The 16,883-nt window shown below is 76.2% G+C and carries 13 protein-coding genes and 1 tRNA gene; 3 read left to right on the top strand and 11 right to left on the bottom strand.

Annotated elements, in window-relative coordinates; all coding sequences use genetic code 11:
• Nucleotides 1-75: 75 nt before the first annotated feature.
• The 5 genes from AC3AQ1_RS11470 to AC3AQ1_RS11450 form a co-directional block, all read right to left on the bottom strand.
• Nucleotides 76-3,003, bottom strand: a complete 2,928-nt coding sequence (locus tag AC3AQ1_RS11470; RefSeq protein WP_108719074.1) for an FAD-binding and (Fe-S)-binding domain-containing protein — start codon at nt 3,001-3,003, stop codon at nt 76-78.
• 131 nt (nt 3,004-3,134) lie between these two features.
• Nucleotides 3,135-3,716, bottom strand: coding sequence for a hypothetical protein (locus AC3AQ1_RS11465; RefSeq protein WP_108719073.1), 582 nt, complete (start codon nt 3,714-3,716; stop codon nt 3,135-3,137).
• Nucleotides 3,717-3,761: 45 nt separating this feature from the next.
• Nucleotides 3,762-4,046 (bottom strand): DUF2277 domain-containing protein, encoded by a 285-nt coding sequence (locus AC3AQ1_RS11460; RefSeq protein WP_108719072.1) that lies wholly within the window; start codon nt 4,044-4,046, stop codon nt 3,762-3,764.
• Nucleotides 4,047-4,175: 129 nt separating this feature from the next.
• Complete coding sequence (locus AC3AQ1_RS11455) at nt 4,176-5,876, bottom strand: hypothetical protein (RefSeq protein WP_108719071.1); 1,701 nt, start codon at nt 5,874-5,876, stop codon at nt 4,176-4,178.
• 85 nt (nt 5,877-5,961) lie between these two features.
• Nucleotides 5,962-6,459 (bottom strand): RNA polymerase sigma factor, encoded by a 498-nt coding sequence (locus AC3AQ1_RS11450; RefSeq protein ID WP_108719070.1) that lies wholly within the window; start codon nt 6,457-6,459, stop codon nt 5,962-5,964.
• A gap of 162 nt (nt 6,460-6,621) precedes the next feature.
• Here AC3AQ1_RS11450 and AC3AQ1_RS11445 point away from each other — a divergent pair, with 162 nt between their 5' ends.
• The 3 genes from AC3AQ1_RS11445 to AC3AQ1_RS11435 all read left to right on the top strand — a co-directional run bounded on the left by AC3AQ1_RS11445 (nt 6,622) and on the right by AC3AQ1_RS11435 (nt 12,487).
• Entirely contained in the window at nt 6,622-7,380 is a 759-nt protein-coding gene (locus tag AC3AQ1_RS11445) for a glutamine amidotransferase (protein ID WP_108719069.1), read from the top strand.
• Between the two features lie 117 nt (nt 7,381-7,497).
• Nucleotides 7,498-8,211, top strand: a complete 714-nt coding sequence (locus AC3AQ1_RS11440; RefSeq protein WP_159096529.1) for a glutamine amidotransferase-related protein — start codon at nt 7,498-7,500, stop codon at nt 8,209-8,211.
• A 190-nt stretch (nt 8,212-8,401) separates the two neighbouring features.
• Nucleotides 8,402-12,487 (top strand): hypothetical protein, encoded by a 4,086-nt coding sequence (locus AC3AQ1_RS11435; RefSeq protein WP_159096528.1) that lies wholly within the window; start codon nt 8,402-8,404, stop codon nt 12,485-12,487.
• A gap of 62 nt (nt 12,488-12,549) precedes the next feature.
• Here AC3AQ1_RS11435 and AC3AQ1_RS11430 read toward each other — a convergent pair.
• The 6 genes from AC3AQ1_RS11430 to AC3AQ1_RS11405 form a co-directional block, all read right to left on the bottom strand.
• A tRNA-Thr gene (locus tag AC3AQ1_RS11430) sits at nt 12,550-12,625 on the bottom strand.
• A 71-nt stretch (nt 12,626-12,696) separates the two neighbouring features.
• A complete protein-coding gene (locus AC3AQ1_RS11425; protein ID WP_108719066.1) occupies nt 12,697-13,377 on the bottom strand; it encodes an NAD(P)H-binding protein in 681 nt (226 codons plus the stop codon).
• Nucleotides 13,378-13,748: 371 nt separating this feature from the next.
• Complete coding sequence (locus tag AC3AQ1_RS11420) at nt 13,749-13,898, bottom strand: hypothetical protein (protein ID WP_159096527.1); 150 nt, start codon at nt 13,896-13,898, stop codon at nt 13,749-13,751.
• Nucleotides 13,895-15,121: a DNA polymerase III subunit delta' gene (locus tag AC3AQ1_RS11415; RefSeq protein ID WP_108719065.1), complete on the bottom strand. Its 1,227-nt coding sequence runs from the start codon at nt 15,119-15,121 to the stop codon at nt 13,895-13,897. Before AC3AQ1_RS11415 ends, AC3AQ1_RS11420 begins: the two co-directional genes overlap by 4 nt.
• Nucleotides 15,118-15,777, bottom strand: a complete 660-nt coding sequence (gene tmk / locus AC3AQ1_RS11410; RefSeq protein WP_108720181.1) for a dTMP kinase — start codon at nt 15,775-15,777, stop codon at nt 15,118-15,120. Before tmk ends, AC3AQ1_RS11415 begins: the two co-directional genes overlap by 4 nt.
• 26 nt (nt 15,778-15,803) lie before the next feature.
• The gene (locus AC3AQ1_RS11405) at nt 15,804-16,853 is read right to left on the bottom strand and encodes a Gfo/Idh/MocA family protein (RefSeq protein ID WP_234417488.1); all 1,050 of its coding nucleotides are present in this window, start codon (nt 16,851-16,853) and stop codon (nt 15,804-15,806) included.
• Between the last annotated feature and the right edge of the window lie 30 nt (nt 16,854-16,883).

Raw genomic sequence — 16,883 nt, 5'->3', positions numbered from 1 at the left:
TGCACCACCTGAAGGGGAAGGACGTGAGCGACGGCCGCCGAGCGCCCGGCCGGGGCCGGGCCGCGACCCGGTCTCCTATTCTGCCACGCGCACCTGGGCGTGCCCCGGGTCGTGGCCCTCCACCAGGACCTGCGCGAGCGACCGCCCGTGGACCCCCGCGAGCTGCTCCGCCTGGGTGCGGCAGGAGTACCCGTCGGCGAGGAACACGGCCCCCTCGGGGGCCTCGCGCAGCGCCGGCAGCAGGCCGTTCCCGGCGACGGCGACGCTCACCTCGTAGTGCCCCCTCTCCATCCCGAAGTTGCCCGCGAGGCCGCAGCAGCCCGCGAGCTGGCGCACCTGCGCCCCGGCGCGCCGCAGCAAGGCGGCGTCCGCCTCGTACCCCATGACGGAGTGCTGGTGGCAGTGCGGCTGCGCGATCACGGTCGTCCCGGTGAGGTCGGCCGACGGTCGCCAGTCCGCACCCGGCCCGAGGTCGGGGTCGGTGAGCAGCTCGGCAAGCGTCCGGGTCGCGGCTGCGACCTGCGCCGCGCGCGGGTCGTCGGGCAGCAGCTCGACGAGATCGCTGCGCAGCACCGCGGTGCACGAAGGCTCGACGCCGACGATCGGCACGCCCTTCGCGGCCGCCGGGCCGAGCACGTCGAGAACGCCGCGCAGCCGCGTCTTCGCCCCGTCGAGCTGGCCGGTGGAGATCCAGGTGAGCCCGCAGCACGCCGGCTGCTGCGGGATGCGGACCGTGTAGCCCGCGTCCTGCAGCAGCCGAACCATAGCCTGCGCGCCGCGCGGGTCCAGGTGCTCGGAGAACGAGTCGGCCCACAGCAGCACGTCGCGCACGGGCGTCGACCCGGCGTCGCGCGACTCGACCGACTCGACCGACGCCCCGGCCCGCCGGGAGAACCACCGCGAGAACCGCTGCGTGGTGAACGACGTCATCTCGCGTCGGGCGTCCATCCCCAGCAGCGGGAACAGCACCCGGCGCAGCGGGGCCCAGCCCAGGACGAGGTTCGCGAGACCCGCGACGGCGGGGATCGCCGTCGTGATCCTCGCCCACCGCGGGAGCCAGCCGAGCACGTAGTGCTGGACGGGGCGCACCTTGCCCTTGTACCGGCGGTAGGTGACCTCGGCCTTGTAGGCCGCCATGTCGACACCGGCGGGGCAGTCGTGACCGCACGCCTTGCACGAGAGGCACAGGTCGAGCGACTCCGCGACCTCGGGCGCGTCCCAGCCCTTGACGAGCGTCCCGTTCGCGAGCTCCTGCAGCACGCGGGCGCGGCCGCGGGTGACGTTGCGCTCGTCCTTGGTGGCCTGGTAGCTCGGGCACATGAAGCCGCCGGCGGCGGAGCTGTCGGCGCGGCACTTGCCCACCCCGACGCACCGGTGCACCGCCATGGTGAGGTCGCCGCCGTCGTGCGTGAACGCGAAGCCCTTCGCCCCGAGGGGGCGCGCCGCGGGCCGGCGCAGGTCGGTCGTCACCGCGGCCGGCCGCACGAGCACGCCGGGGTTGAGCGTGTCGGAGGGGTCGAAGAGGCCCTTGACCTGCTCGAACAGCTCGAGCACGGCGGGCGGGTACATGTGGTGCAGCAGCCCGCTGCGGGCCCGCCCGTCGCCGTGCTCGCCGGAGAGCGACCCGCCGTAGCGGCCCACGAGCCGCGCGGCGTCGTTCATGAAGCCCTCGAACTGCGGGACGTCCGCGCGACGGGTCAGCGGCAGGTCGATCCGGGCGTGGATGCACCCGTCGCCGAAGTGGCCGTACGCGAAGCCGTCGACGCCGTACTGCGCCAGCAGAGCGTCGAAGTCGCGCAGGTAGGCGCCGAGGCGCTCGGGCGGCACGGCCGCGTCCTCCCAGCCGGGCCACGCCTGGGTGCCGGCCGGCGTCCGCCCGGCCAGGCCCACGCCGTCGGCCCGGATGCGCCACAGCGCAGCCGCGGTGGCGCGGTCGGTGGTGACCATCGAGTCCACGCAGCCGCTCGCGGCCACGAGGGCGGCCGCGTTCGCGAGGGCCTCGGCCTCGTCGGCGCCGCCGACCTCGCAGAACAGCCAGCCCGCGCCGCGCGGCAGGTCCGGCACCGTGCCGTGGTGACGACGCACGACGTCGACGAGTCGGGCGTCCATGCCCTCGACGGCGAGCGGGCGCAGCGCGACGAGCGGCACCACCGCATCGGCCGCGCTGGGCATGTCCGGGTAGCCGAGCACGACGAGCACCGGCGTGGTGGGCAGCGGGACGAGCTCGACGGTCGCCTCGAGCAGCGTGACCAGCGTGCCCTCGGTGCCCACGAGCATCCGCGCGAGGTTGCTGCCGCGCTCGGGCAGGAGGTGCTCGAGCGAGTAGCCCGAGACCTGCCGGGTGAAGCGGCCGAGCTCCGTGCGGATCGTCGCGAGGTTCGCGGCGACGAGGCGCTCGAGCCCGTCGACCGCCTCGAGCGCGCCGCTCCCCGCACCGGCGGTGAAGCGCCGGCCGGCGCCGTCGACGACGTCGAGCGCGCGCACGTTGTCGGCCGTGCGGCCGTAGGCGAGCGCGTGCGGACCGCACGCGTTGTTCCCGATCATCCCGCCGAGGGTCGCGCGGTTCTGGGTGCTCGGATCGGGGCCGAACCACAGCCCGTGCGGCCGCGCCGCCTGCTGCAGGCTCGACATCACCACACCGGGCTGCACCACGGCGGTGCGCGCCACCGGGTCGATCTCGCCGATCGCGTTCAGGTGACGGGAGAAGTCGATGACCACGCCGGGCCCGACGGCGTTGCCCGCCACGCTCGTGCCCGCACCTCGCGCCGTGATCGGGCTGCGATGGCGGCGCGCGACGTCGAGGATCGCGAGCACCTCGTCGGTGTGCCGGGGGAACGTGACGACCTCGGGGACCACGCGGTAGTTGGACGCGTCCGAGGAGTACTCCGCGCGGCGGCGACGCGAGGCGTCCGCCTGGGTCACACGGCTGAGGTCGGCCAGGAGCGCCGCGGCCGCCTCCGCCGCGTCGTGGCCCGTCCCGGCGGGCGGCGCGAGAGTCGTCACCGGGGAAGTCTCGCACCCGGGTCACGGGGGGCGCCGGGACGTCCGGCCCGTGGCCGGGTCACGCGCGGGAACGACCGGGGCGAGCGGCGGGGGTGGCGCGGATGGTTCGAGGTACGGGCGTCCGAGAGGCGTCAGCCGGTGCTGACGATCCAGCCCATGGCCACGGGGCTCGCGGCGGCCGGCAGGCTCGCGGAGCCGAGCTCGCCGATGGTCACCGGGGTCTCGGCCGTGGTGCTCACGCCGCTCGGGGCGTCGAGCGTGGTCGTGGCGGGCGCGAGGTCCATCGTGCAGACGGCTCCGCCGGCCTGCGTCAGCTCGACCGTGACGCCGGTGCCGTCCGCCTCGAGCCCGGTGGCGACCAGCGGGCAGGTGCTCGAGCCGAAGGTCGTGACGAACAGCTGGGTGCCGTCGCTGCTCCAGCCGACACCGGCGACGGCGTCCGCGGGCTGGTCGGTGCCGTCGGGCAGGCCGCGGACGAACGTCACGCCGTCGGGCAGGTTGGTGATCCCGCTCGCGTCGGCGGTGCCGCTGCCACCGGCGGTGGCCGAACCCGTCGGCTCGGCGGAGGCGGTGGCCGAACTGGTCGGCTCGGCCGAGGCCGAGGCGGTGGGAGCGCCCGCGTCACCCTGCGGCGACGTGCACGCCGTGAGCGACAGCGCGGCGACGGCGGCGGCGAGGCTCGTGAGAACGAGCGGGCGGATCGAGCGTGGCATGCGGGCTCCTTCGGTCGGGCGCCAACGTACCGCGGACGGTCGGCGTCAGGACGCCGACGCGGCCGCGCGTGCGGCGATCCGCTGCTGCACCTCGGGACGCCGGAGCGGCGGCACGGTCTGCGGCGGCTGCCGACGCTCCGGCAGGTCCTCCAGCAGGTGGTGGGTGATGTGGGCGATCTCGGCGACCGCCTTCTCGAACGCGTCCGCGGTGCGGGCGCTGGGATGGGTGATCCCGGAGACCTTCCGCACGTACTGGCGGGCGGCGGCCTCGATCTCGTCGTCGGTGGCGGCGGGGGCGAGCCCGCGGAGCTCGGTGATGTTGCGGCACATGCGACCACGGTCCGCCCCGTGCGTCGTCCCGTCAACGCCTGCCCCCACGAGAGCGCGGGAGGTCCGTGCCGGTGACGGCACGGACCTCCCGCGTCGGGGCTCCATCCCCCCGGCGTCGCCGTCGGTCTGCTACGAGGCGGACGTGAAGTCCAGGTCGGAGTCCGCGACGGCGATCACCGAGTAGGTGACCCCGTTCGCGTCCGCGAACTCGTAGGCGGGCACGACGAGCACCGCGCCGTCGTCACGCCAGACCTGGGCGAGGCCGAGGCGGACCGACACCAGCTCGACGGTGGTGACCGGCCACGGGACTGCACCGGTCTCGGTCGGCGTCGCGGGAGCCTCGGTCGGCGTGGGAACACCCACCGTGACCGGAAGGTCAGCGCCTGCGGCGTCCCGCGCCGCCATCGGCCACATCACGTTCTGCGGGCCGAATCGAGGGTCGTTCAGTCGGTCGGCCGCTGCGTCGACGCTCACGATGGGGTACTCCCCCACTGCGACCGGGGTCGCGAGGGATCCGGAGGCGTAGGTCAGACCGTCGCCCGTGATCTCGACGGAGATCGCGAGCTGGGTGCTCTGCCCGTCGACGACCCTCGTCGCGGTGGCGCCGCGCGTGACCGCGCCCTCATAGGTCTCGGTCGGCGCGATCACGTAGTCGGCGGGATCCCGGCCGAGCGTGCCGAGCAGGTCGGTCAGGGTCGTCACCGCGGCGTCCTCGGCCGGCAGGGCGGCGGTGAGCCCGTCGATGCACGCCTGGTAGGCGTCGTTGTACTCGTTCCACGCCTCCTCGTCGGCGCCGTCCGAGGGGGCCGTCGGGACGTCCTGGCTGCACTGGGACCACGGGTCGAAGGCACCGTTCGCGTACCAGAAGTTTGCTGTGCCATCGAGGTTGACCCACAGCTGCAGCGCGGCACCGTCGTTCCCTCCGACCTGCCAGCTGCCGTTCTCGAGCGTCGGTGTCCCAGCCACGCCGAGCGCCGCCGCGAGTGCCGCGACCGCGTCCTGGCTCGTGGCCGACCGCGCGTCCAGGCCGTAGGCCGTCGCGGACTCGATGCCCAGGTCCGCCCCGGGCGGGGCGGTGAACACCATGCGCCCGAAGGCCGGGTAGATCGCGGCGTCCGAACCGCCAGCGCTGTCCGTCGCCGAGCCGGCAGAGTCCCTCGCCGCCTCGGCCCCGGGCGCTTGTGCGCCACCCAGGGAGATCGGGGCCGGGAGGGCGCTCGCGGGCGCCGCGGCATCGTTCGCGCTCGCGCCCCCACCGGCGCCGACGGCGTAGCCCGCGACGCCCACGAGGGCGGCGGCCGCGCCGGAGGCGACCCACGTGCGCACGCGGTGCCGACGGCGCGCACGCGCCGCGGCGAGGTCGAGGACGGCGGGGGGCTCGCCGTCGGGCGACGACGGCGACGCCGTCGGGGACGACAAGGGCGCGGCGACGTGCTCGCCGTCGGGCTCGTCCGTGCTCGGCGAGGCGGACGACTCGGGCTCGTTCCGGGCCGCGAGCACACGCGCGACGAAGCCGGGGGTGGGCTCGACGTCGTGCGCGGGGTCGGCGACGCGCAGGCGGGCCAGCAGCTCCTCCTGCACCGCGTCGGTCTCGTGGCTGACCTCGAGGTCGTCGGCGTCCGCCTCGTCAATGCGATCACCCGAGGCAGGCTCGGCGCCCGCGGCGGGCTCGTGCGTGGCGGCGTCGTGCGCCGTGTGCTGCACGGTGTCGCCCGGCACCCCCTGCTCCTGCCGGGTGTCGTCCGTGTCGTCGGTGTCGTGCTGGTTGATCTGGTCCTGCGGGTCCTGCGGGTCCTCGACCCGGTCCGCACGGTCGCGCTCGTCGTTCATGGCGACCTCCTCTCACCGCTGAAGTGTCTGGTCGGGGGCGGGTCTTGCAGCGGCGTGGCGTGCGCCACGGCCGCTGCGGCGCGTCTCAGACGCTCAGCCGCTCGCCCCACGCCTGCCGCAGCCGCTTGCGTGCGCGCGACAGCGCCGCGTCCGCTCCCGATCTGCTGATCCCCAGGACCTCGGCGAGCTCGGCGCCGTCGAGCCCCTCCCACGCGTGCAGGAGCAGGATCTCGCGGTCCCGCCCGGACACCGTGGCCAGGGCGCCGCGCAGCTCGGCGTCGAACAGGGCCGAGATCTCGGGATCGGTGCCCACCCGGGGGTCCGTCCCGCGGTCGGGCAGGTGCTCGACCGGCTGGTCGACACGCTTGCGGCGGTGGTTGGCGAGCACGTACCCGGCGGTCGTGTAGAGCCATGGCAGCACGGCCTCACGGGGCACCACGTCGCGCCGTCGCCAGCACGTGAGCAGCACCTCCGCGGCCAGGTCCTCGGCGTCCTGCACCGGCGCGCGCCGGGCGAAGTAGCGCACGAGGGCGCGCGCATGCGTGCGCGTCACGTCCTCGAACCACGCGTCGTCGTCGTCCATCCGCCCCTCCCGGCCCGTCCCGACAGTCTGCCCGGGCAGCCGCGGGCGCGGCGTGACCTCGGCATCACACCCCGGTCGTGTCGCGACGCGGCCCGATCTTGCACGTCGGTCCCGTACCCGCGCTCGCACGCACCACGCCGCCCCGTGCGCTTGACTGTGCCCATGGACGCGCACCGCCCCCGGCGACGGCCCGGCGCCGAGTTCGTGCTGCTCGCCACGCGCGCCGACGAGACGGTGGCGGACGCGGAGTACGAGGCGTTCGCGCGGTTCATGGGCATCGGGCAGGAGCGCCTGCGCCGCGTGCGCCTGGAGGCCGTCTCGATGCCCGCGCTGGACCTCGACGCGATCGCGGGCATCGTGGTCGGCGGCAGCCCGTTCACCTCGAGCGACGCGCCTGCCACGAAGTCGGACGTCCAGGTGCGGGTCGAGACGGAGATCGCGGCGCTGCTGACGGACGTGTGCGAGCGCGACGTCCCGTTCCTCGGCGCGTGCTACGGCGTCGGCACGCTCGGCACGTTCCTGGGCGGCACCGTCGACACCACGTACGGCGAACCGGTCGGCGCCGTGCCCGTCACGCTCACCGACGCGGGCCGCGCCGACCCCCTGCTCGCCGGCATCCCCGACACCTTCCAGGCCTACGTCGGCCACAAGGAGGCGCTGAGGGACGTCCCACCCGACTGCGTCCTGCTCGCCTCCTCCACGACGGCGCCCGTGCAGATGATGCGGTTCCGCGAGAACGTCTACGCCACGCAGTTCCACCCCGAGCTCGACCGCCAGGGCATCGTGGACCGGCTGCTCGCCTACCGCTACGAGGGCTACTACGACCCCGCGGAGGTGGACGAGGTCGTCGCCCGCGTCCGCGCCGCCGACGTGCGGCACACCGGCCAGGTCCTGGCGGCGTTCGCCGCGCGCTACGGGTAGCCGGCCGCGGATCGCTGGTCCGCCGTCGTGCCGGCCGCGGAACGCGCGCCCGACGGCGTGCCGCCCGCCGCGGCCGTGTCACCCGCCCGCAACGTGGGCCGGGCAGGATCGGCCCTCGTGACCGACTCCTCCGCTGCGCCGCTGCCGACCGCCCTCGTGCTGCGCCACGCCCCCGACATCGGCCTCGGGAACGTGGCCGGGACGCTCGCGGCGCACGGCTACGCCGTCACGACCCTCGACGCCCCGACCGCCGACCTCGACGGGCTCGACGTGCTCGCGCCGGACGTGCTCGTGGTGCTCGGCGGCACCGAGGGCGCCTACCAGGGCGAGATCTACCCCTACCTCACAGCCGAGACGGCGCTGCTGCGGCGGCGGGCCGACGCGCGGCGTCCGATCCTCGCGATCTGCCTCGGCGCGCAGCTGCTCGCGCAGGCGCTCGGCGCGAGGGCGTGGCGCGGCGAGGTGCACGAGGTCGGGTTCGTGCCGATCGACGTCACCGCGGCGGGCGTGAGCTCGCCCGTGCGGCACGTCGCGGGGGTGGCGATGGTGGAGTGGCACCACGACACGTTCGCGGTGCCCGACGGCGCGGAGCTGCTCGCGACCACGCCCGCCTACCCGCAGGCGTACCGGATCGGCCCCTGGCTGCTCGCGGTGCAGTTCCACCCCGAGGTCGACGAGGAGATCCACCGCGGCTGGGTACGGCAGTGGGCGGACGAGATCGAGGACGGCCCGACGGCGGAGCAGCTGACGGCCGACCGGGCGCGGTTCCTCGAGGGCGCGCAGGCGGCGTCGCGCGCGATGGTCGGGGAGTGGCTGGCGCAGCTGGGCTGACGGGGTTCGCCGGTGCGACCGGCGACGTGAGCGTGGGCCCCGCCTCGCCGGCCCCGCCTCGCCGGCCCCGCCGGCCGGCCGACACCCGCTCTGCCCGGAAGGGCAGCCGATGTGCACGGGCCGCCCTCTCCTGGCCGTCGGCGGATGACAGATGCTGGGGCATGCGGACCACGCGGCGCTGGGCGGACGCATGACCCGTGCAGCCGCGCGCGAGGAGACGCCCCGCCCGCGCCCGGACGCGCCGGCCCGCCGACTCGCACCGGTCGCGACGCGGGACCAGGTCGAGGCGGCACCTCGCCCGGCTGTGCTGCGCTCCCCCGCCGCCCTCGTCGCGCTCCAGCGCGCTGCGGGCAACCGCGCGACCGCGGGCCTGGTGGTGCAGCGGGCGCTCGTCAACGACGCCGCGTGGGACCCCGTCGACCCGGTGACCGGCCAGGGCACCCGGGTCGAGGCGATCGTCGGTCCGGGCTACACGTACGGCTCGGGTCCCGGCACGCAGGTCGGCTTCCGGCCCTACGACTACACCCACCTGTTCAGCTCCGCCACGGCGGGCGCGATGTACTGCCAGGGCCACCTGCTCAACGACAACCTCGGCGGGCCGGGCAACCCGGGCCACGCGAACGCCGCCCAGAACCTCACCGCGTTCCCGCAGCAGCCGACGAACGGCGACCACAAGAACCTCATCGAGAAGTTCGTCAAGACCGCGGCGAAGACCGCGTGGTTCCGCTACACCGTCCGCATCACCTACGGCACCGGGTCCGGACCGCGCCTGCGGCACCGGCTGCAGGGCAACCTCGCTCCCGCGACCGCCGCGGGCCTGGGCCCGACCGCCGCCACGTTCGGGTACGCCAACAGCCTCACGGCGACGTGGGAGGAGCTCCAGGACGGCCCCGGCGTGACCAACGCTGGCGCGACCGCCAAGGTCGGCGGCGCGTCGGGATCACTCGTGATCCAGATCCCCAGCCCGCTGTCCTACGTCGCGCCCGCCAAGCAGGCCGACGAGTATCCGGGCGGCAAGGGTGCGAGCTGGAGCCACCTGCCCACGTTCAAGGAGCACCAGCAGGGGGCGACGGGCGGCGCGCTGCCGGCGACCAGCGCCAAGACGCTCCCCCCGACGCTCGCGCGCCCGCACGTCATCCCGCAGCGCTGGCACGGGATCGAGGCCGCCCGGGCAGGCATGGGGATCGCGGGCGGGGCGAACGCCGCGTGGCAGGCCGGGCACCAGCACTACCTCGACGGCGTGACGGAGTCGCGGAACGGCCCTGCCTCGGCCACTCGGCTCGGGCGCGGCTACACCACCGGCTACGCCGACTTCGAGGCGGGTATCGCCCACGGGCGGGTCAACCCGCTCGCGTCGCCGCCCGCGAGTCCGCCTGCCGCGATCGCCTCGCACGGCGAGTACTGGACGGGCGTGGGCAAGGGCCGCACGATGCCCCAGGCCACGCCGCCGACGACGGGACGTGCGGAGATCGCGGGCCACTCGGACTTCTGGGCCGGTGTGACCCACGCGAAGAGCCATCCTCTCCTCGCCGCGCCCGCGGGCAACCTCGGTCAGGCGGAGGGACACCGCGACTACTGGGGCGGCGTCACGCACGCCCGGGCGAACCCGCCGGGCGCCGTCCCACCGGGCAACCTCGGTCAGGGCGGGGGGTACGACGACTACTGGGCGGGCGCAGGCGCGGCGCTCGCGGACCCCACCACAGCCAGTCCACTGGCGCTCGGCGCCGCCGCCGGCCACGCCGACGTGCTCGCCGCGCTCACCCACGCGCAGGGCAACCCGCGCGGGACGGCACCGGCCAACGCCACGTCGGTCCAGCAGCTGGCCGTCGCCGCGTACTGGGCGGGTGTGGACTTCGCCCGCAGTCGGCCCGTCGCCGACGCGTTCGTGGCGGCCCCGCCCGCGGCGGGGATCGGCGCCGCAGGCGTCCGCGCCTTCCGCGACGCCCTCACGCTCGTCGCCCACGACCTGCCGTCCCTCACAGCCGTCCCGGCGGGCGGCGGCGCGAGCGAGGCGGCCTCGGACTATCGAACGGGCGTGGAGGCGCACCTCAACGGGACGCCCGCGGACCCCGCGCGCACCGCTCACGTCCTGGGCTGGCAGGCCGCGGCGGACGGGGAGTCGGCCGGGCGAGCCGGCACGCCCGCCACGCGCACCGACGCCGGGTACCTCGCGGGCTTCCACCACGGCTCCGGTGAGGCGGACGCCCGGTCCGACCGCGCGGCGGACGCCTCCGTGGGCAGCGTCGGTGACCTGTCCCGCGCCGGCCACTCGGGCTACCTGGCCGGCGAGGCCGCGGCGCGCGCGGACCTGTCCTCGGCGGCGCCCGGCCGCCCGAGCGAGGCACGCGGGCACGCCGAGTACGTCGCCGGCGTCGAGCACGCGCGCGGGCACGCCCGGGGCGTCGCCGTCCCCGGCGGCGAGGCCGCGGCGGTGCGCGCCGTCGCCGAGTACTGGCAGGGCGTCGACCACGCCCGGACGGCGTCCGGCCCGTACCCGATGCCGGTGGCCGCAGCCCGCGCGGGCGCCGAGGACTACGAGGCGGGCGTCGCCGACGGCGAGACGACGTTGGCGGCGACGCTCGCCGTCGGGCCCGGCGGCGGTGGGCGCGGCGAGGGACTCGCCGACTACCGCGACGGCGCGGCGGCGTGCCGTGCCGGACGACCGGCCGATCCGGCGCGCTCCGGCGCGGCCAAGGCCTGGCAGGCGTGCCAGGAGGGACTGACCGCGGGAGCCGCGGCGCTGGACGCCACGGGCCAGCCACCCCGCACCGAGGGCGCCTACCTCGTCGGGTTCCTGCACGCCTACGGGGCGGTGCACGCGCGGGCCGGTCGGGCCGTGCCCACGCCGGGCGCGGGCGGCGACGGCGTGGCCGCCGAGGGGCACGGGGCGTACGGCGCGGGCGTCACGTCGGCGCGCACCGACCTCGCGGCGCCGCCCCCCGCGGGCCCGGTCGAGGGTCTGGGTCACACGGAGTACCTCGCCGGGGTCGCGGCCGCACGGAGCGCCGACCGGAGCAGCCCGCCTGCCGCGGACAGCCAGGCGCGCACGGCCGCGTGGTCGGAGTACTGGCTCGGAGCCGACGCGGCGCGGACGGTCTTCGACGACGCCGGGGCCGCGACGTCCGCCGGGCGCGCCGGGGCGACCGACTACCGCGCGGGCGCCGAGCACGCGGCGAGCACGCTCGACGCCCTCGCCGACGTCGAGCCTGCGGGAGGCGCTCGCCGCGAGGGGTTCGTCGACTACCGCGACGGCGTCGAGGCCTGCAAGGCGGGCGGTCCAGCCGTGCCGACCCGGTCCGGCCACCAGCGCGGCTGGCAGGCGTGTGCGGACGGGATGGCGGCGGGCGACGACGTCGCGGGCACCCCGGCCCCCCTGCGCACCGACGCGGGATACCTGAGCGGGTTCCACCACGCACGCGGCGGCGCGCTCGCCCGGTCGGGGCAGACCGACCCCGGCGGGGCCGGACGTTCGGAGCAGCTCGGCAGCGCCGGCCACGCCGAGTACCTCGGCGGCGCCGTGTCCGCGCGGTCGGACGCGGCCGGCGCTGCACCGGCGCGCGTGCTCGCCGCGCGCGGACACGGGGACTACCGCGCCGGCGTGACGGCCGCCGCGAGCCACCCCCGCGACGCCGACGCGCCGACGGACTCGACGGCGGCGGCGCAGGGCTGGCGGGACTACTGGGCGGGGGTCGACCTCGTGCGGGCGAACCCGACGACCGCCACCGCGACCGCCGCGACCCATGGCGCGGGCGGCGCCCAGGGCGCCGACGACTACCGGGCGGGCCTCGCCCACGGCGCTGCTCAGGCCGCGGGAGCGGTGCCCGCGCGCTCGGGTGCGGTCGAGGGGGCGCAGGACGTCTGGGCCGGCGAGCAGGCGGCCGTCGCCGCGCAGCCGGGAACCGCCGCACCGGCGTGGCTGACCGCCATCGGTCAGACGGTCTTCGCCGCGTACTGGACCGGCGTGGCCCAGGCCCGGTCGGGCCTCGCGGGGTTCAAGGGCGCTCCCCCCACGGGGCGGGTGACCCTGCTCGGGTTCGCGACCTACCGCGACGGCGCGCTCGCGGCCGCCCGTGAGGAGGCGAACGACCTCACGCGGCCGGCGTTCGCACTGGGCTGGGCCGACGGCGACGCGGGCCGCCTCGACGCCCGCAACGGCGTGGCGCCGGCGCAGGCGCACGGCGGGTACCTGCGCGCGCACGAGCTGACGCCTCGCGCCCCGGTCAAGCGGTCGGGCGACCCGCTCGAGAGCGATCGCCACGGGCCCGGCGACCAGTGAGATCCTCCGCGACCGGGCGAGAACGCGGAAGGCCCGGAATCACGTGGATTCCGGGCCTTCGGTGGAGCCGCCTAAGGGAATCGAACCCTTGACCTATTCATTACGAGTGAATCGCTCTGCCGACTGAGCTAAGGCGGCGACGCTGACCGAGGATCGCCCGGGCAGCGGCGTCCACTGTACCCGAGCCTCGGCGAGGCGCCCAATCGGCGTCAGCTCGCGGCTCGCGCGACCGCCTCGAGCACCGGGAGCACGCCGCCCACCACATCCCACTGCCGGCGCAGGGTCGCGGGCTGCGGCAGCACCGCGGCGATGACGGCGGCCACGTCGCCACGCGAGATCGGCGCGGGCTCGAGGTCGACGCCGAGCTGGACGTGCCCGGTGGGCTCGTCGTCGAGCAGCGCCGCGGGCCGCAGGATCGTCCAGTCCAGCTCGCTGCGGCGCACGGCGTGGTCGGAGACCTTCTTGGCGGCGACGTAGGCCTGCCAGACCGGTGAGGAGTCGGCGGCCGGCGGCTGATCCACGCCGATCGCCGAGACCTGGACATAGCGCCGGATGCCCAGCTCGGCGCACGCGGCGAGCGTGGCCAGCGTGCCGCCGAGGTCCACGGTGCGCTTGCGCTCGGCGTTCCCGTCCGGGCCGCCGCCGGCCGCGAACACGACCGCATCCACGCCGTCGAGCACGGGCAGGTAGTCCACGACGCCGGCGCGCTCGATGTCGAGCAGCCGCGGCTCGGCGCCGAGCGCCTCGAGCTCGCTCGCCTGCTCGGGTCGGCGGACGAGCGGCACCACGGTGCGGTCGTCGGCGAGCAGGAGCGGCAGGAGGCGTCGCGCGACCTTGCCGGCGCCGCCCACGATCGCGATGGTCCGGGGCCCCGCAGCTCGCTCCGTCATCCCCCCATCCTGCCTCGCGTCCTCGTGTGACGCACGTCACACCCCGGCCGGCGTCAGATCTGCCGTGCTCGTCCGTCGAGGTAGGTGTCAGGACATCGGGGGTTCGGGTCCGGCGCCGCAGGGGGGCGCAGGACCCGAACCCGATGACCCGGCCAGCCCGAGCTTCCAGAGTCCGGCGCCGCAGGGGGGCGCAGGACTCCGAACCACCAGGGTCCGGCGCCGCAGGGGGGCGCAGGACCTCGGGACCAGCGAGCTCGCGTGGGGGACGCGAACTCGCGAGAGACCAGCGGGACGGCGGCGCGGAGGGCGCGTCGCCGTCCCGCTGCCTTTTTGGGCCTCGGCGGCGGCGCACAGGCCGAGTGGACCCGCGCTCAGCCCTCCGTGACGGTCGGCACCGGCGCAACGGGCTGCAGCATCGGCGGTGAGTCGTCGCAGCCCGAGAGACCGACGGCGAGCAGCGCCCCCGCCAGCCCGGTGACGACCACGCGCACCGTCACGCGCACCGCAGTCCCGACCCTCATCGCCGGACCCCCTCGCCCTGCGGTCGCAGCGCGACCGTCATCGCCTCGACGGCCAGCAGCGGCGCGACGTTCCCGGCCAGCCGCGTGCGCGCCACACCGATCGCGTCCATCCGCGCGAGCGTCCCCTCGGGCGTGCTCGACGCGGCGACCGCGCGGACGTCCGCCGCCTGCGCCTCGTTCACGAGCGAGACCTCCGCGCCCAGCTGCACGACGAGCACGTCGCGGTAGAACGAGAGCAGGTCCGTCATCGCCCGGTCGAGCCCGTCGACCACGGCGCGTTTCGCCCGCCGCTTCTGGTCGTCCTCGAGCTGGCGCACCTGCGCCCGCACCGTCGGCGGAAGGGTGGCCTCGCCGTCGGCCCCGAGCGCCCGCAGCAGCGCGGCGCGCTCCGTGGCGTCACGCTCGGCCGCGCTCGCCGTCGCCTGAGCCGTGGCGACCTCGACGAGCTCGCCCGCGGCGAGGATCGCGTCCCCCACGCCGCGGACCCTGCTCGCGATCTCGAGCACCCTGGCCCGCCGCGCCCGTGCCTCGGGGCGCAGCGCGAGGCTCGTCGCAAGCCCGATGTGGCTCTGCGCCGCGCGCGCCGCCAGCAGCGCCTCACCGCCGTCCACGCCGTGCCGCCGCACGAGCAGCCCCGCCACCGCCTCGGCGGTCGGCACGCGCAGCGTGACGTGCCGGCACCGCGAGCGCACGGTGGTGATGACGTCCTGCTCGCTCGGCGCGCACAGCACCCAGACGGTGCGCGGCGGCGGCTCCTCGATGGCCTTGAGCAGCGCGTTCGCGCTGCGCTCGACGATCCGGTCCGCGTCCTCCACGACGATCACCCGCCAGCCCGACTCCGCCGGGGAGCGCTGCGCGAGCGTCACGAGGTCGCGCACCTCGGCGACCGTGATGACGGTCTTGTCCGTCGCGACGACGTGCAGGTCCGGGTGCACCCCGCGCAGCACCCGCTCCGCGGCCCCCGCACGCGCGACGGCGAGCTCACCGCCGGAGGTCGGCTCGCCGTCGGACCGGGGCGTGCTCGAGGCGATGAGGTCCGCGGCAAACGCGCGCGCGGCGACCGAGCGGCCCGATCCGGGCGGCCCGGTCAGCAGCCAGGCGTGCGTCATGGCCGTCGGGTCTGCCACGGCGTGGCGCAACACGGCGACGGCGTCCTCCTGGCCCACGACGTCGGCCCAGATGTCGAGCGGCGCCGCGGCCTCGGGGCTGGTGCCGGCACTCATGCCGGCACCACCGGGGACACGCGGCCGAGCAGGGGCGCGACGGCGAGCCGCACCTCGGTCTCGAGCTCACCGACGCTTCGCGAGGCGTCCAGCACGCGCCACCGCGCCGGCTCCTCGGCGGCGAGCGCGAGGTAGGCCGCGCGGGTGCGGCGGTGGAACTCCTCGCCGGCGCGCTCGAGCCGGTCCGGCGCACCCGTGAGCCGCTGCGGCAGGAGCGCCGGGTCGAGGTCGAGCAGGATCGTCATGGCGGGCAGTAGACCACCGACCGCCCACATCTGCAGGTCGCGCAGCTCGGCCATCCCCAGCTCGCGCCCCCCGGCCTGGTAGGCGAGGGAGGAGTCGAGGTAGCGGTCGGTGAGCACCACCGCGCCGCGCTCGAGCGCGGGCCGCACGAGCGTCGCGACGTGGTGCGCGCGGTCGGTCGCGTACAGGAGTGCCTCGGTGCGGGCGTCGACGTCGTCGCCGTGCAGGACGAGGGTGCGCAGCGTCCGGCCCAGGTCCGTGCCGCCCGGCTCGCGGGTGCGGACCACCTCGAGCCCGTGCTCCTGCTCGAGCCAGTCCGCGAGGTGCGTCAGCTGCGTCGACTTACCGGCGCCGTCGCCACCCTCGAAGGAGAGGAACAGCCCGCCGGGCAGGCGAGTCGCGGCACGGGTCACCGGCCCAGGGTAGACGGCGCGGCCGGTCACTCCCCCGGGAAGACCACCCCGAGCTGGGCGCGCGCCTCGTCCATGAGCTCCATGACCTCGACGCTCGCCTGCCACGACATGAGCGGCGAGCTCGTCTCCCCGGCCGCGACCCGACGCGCGACCTCGGCGGCCTGGAACTGGAACCCGCCCTCGTGCTGCACCGGCAGGCGCCAGGAGGCGCCGTCGTGCGTGGACAGCGCGACCTCGACCGGCGTGTAGAAGCTGCCAGCCAGGTCGATCCGGCCGTGGGTGCCCGCGATCGTCGCCTCGTTCGCCATCGCCGTCTCCAGCGAGGCCTGCGCCACGGCCACGGTGCGCTCGCCGTAGCGCAGCACGACCGTCTCCCCCGTGTCCACCCCGAGCTCCGACAGCGCGCCGAACGCGTGCACCTGGTCCGGGACGCCGAGCAGCGCGTGCGCGAACGACAGCGGGTACACCGTGAGGTCGAGCATCGCGCCGCCGGCGAGCGCCGGGTCCCAGAGCCGGTGCTCGGGTCCGAACACGAGGTGCTGACCGTGCTGGGCGGTGACGGTCAGGACCTCGCCGATCGCGCCGTCGTGCACCGCGTCGACCACCGCGCGGTAGTGCGGCAGGAACCGCGACCACATCGCCTCCATGGCGAACAGCCCGCGCGACGCGGCGAGGTCGAACAGCTCCCGCGCCTCGGCGGCGTTCCGGGTCAGCGACTTCTCCACGAGCACCGGGCGGCCCGCGGTCAGCGCGAGCGAGGCCAGCTCGAGGTGGGCGCTGTGCGGCGAGGCGACGTACACGGCGTCGACCTCGCCGTCGGCCATGAGCTCGGCGTACGAGCCGTAGGCCCGGGGGATGTCGTGGTCCGCCGCGAACGCCTCGGCCCGGCCGAGGTCACGGGACCCGACGGCGACCACCCGCGAGGCGGTGAAGCGCGGGATCTCGTGGGCGAACCGCCGCGCGATGCCGCCCGGCGCGAGGATGCCCCAGCGCAGCGCAGGAGCGCCGGCGGGATCGGGGTAGGCGTCCGCGGGACGCAGCGGGCTGGGGGCGGTCGACGCGTCGGGGTCGGTCACGCGGTCAGCCTACGGGCGGTGCGTACGCTG

This window comes from Miniimonas sp. S16, from assembly GCF_057748195.1.
This window is presented reverse-complemented; position numbering and strand designations above follow the sequence as displayed.

Bases quoted from the DNA above. Each gene is read 5' to 3' on its own strand.
- AC3AQ1_RS11455 (WP_108719071.1), bottom strand. From the start codon at position 5,876: ATGAACGACGAGCGCGACCGTGCGGACCGGGTCGAGGACCCGCAGGAC.
- AC3AQ1_RS11435 (WP_159096528.1), top strand. From the start codon at position 8,402: ATGACCCGTGCAGCCGCGCGCGAGGAGACGCCCCGCCCGCGCCCGGAC.
- AC3AQ1_RS11450 (WP_108719070.1), bottom strand. From the start codon at position 6,459: ATGGACGACGACGACGCGTGGTTCGAGGACGTGACGCGCACGCATGCG.
- AC3AQ1_RS11415 (WP_108719065.1), bottom strand. From the start codon at position 15,121: ATGAGTGCCGGCACCAGCCCCGAGGCCGCGGCGCCGCTCGACATCTGG.
- AC3AQ1_RS11425 (WP_108719066.1), bottom strand. From the start codon at position 13,377: ATGACGGAGCGAGCTGCGGGGCCCCGGACCATCGCGATCGTGGGCGGC.
- AC3AQ1_RS11445 (WP_108719069.1), top strand. From the start codon at position 6,622: ATGGACGCGCACCGCCCCCGGCGACGGCCCGGCGCCGAGTTCGTGCTG.
- AC3AQ1_RS11460 (WP_108719072.1), bottom strand. From the start codon at position 4,046: ATGTGCCGCAACATCACCGAGCTCCGCGGGCTCGCCCCCGCCGCCACC.
- AC3AQ1_RS11465 (WP_108719073.1), bottom strand. From the start codon at position 3,716: ATGCCACGCTCGATCCGCCCGCTCGTTCTCACGAGCCTCGCCGCCGCC.
- AC3AQ1_RS11420 (WP_159096527.1), bottom strand. From the start codon at position 13,898: ATGAGGGTCGGGACTGCGGTGCGCGTGACGGTGCGCGTGGTCGTCACC.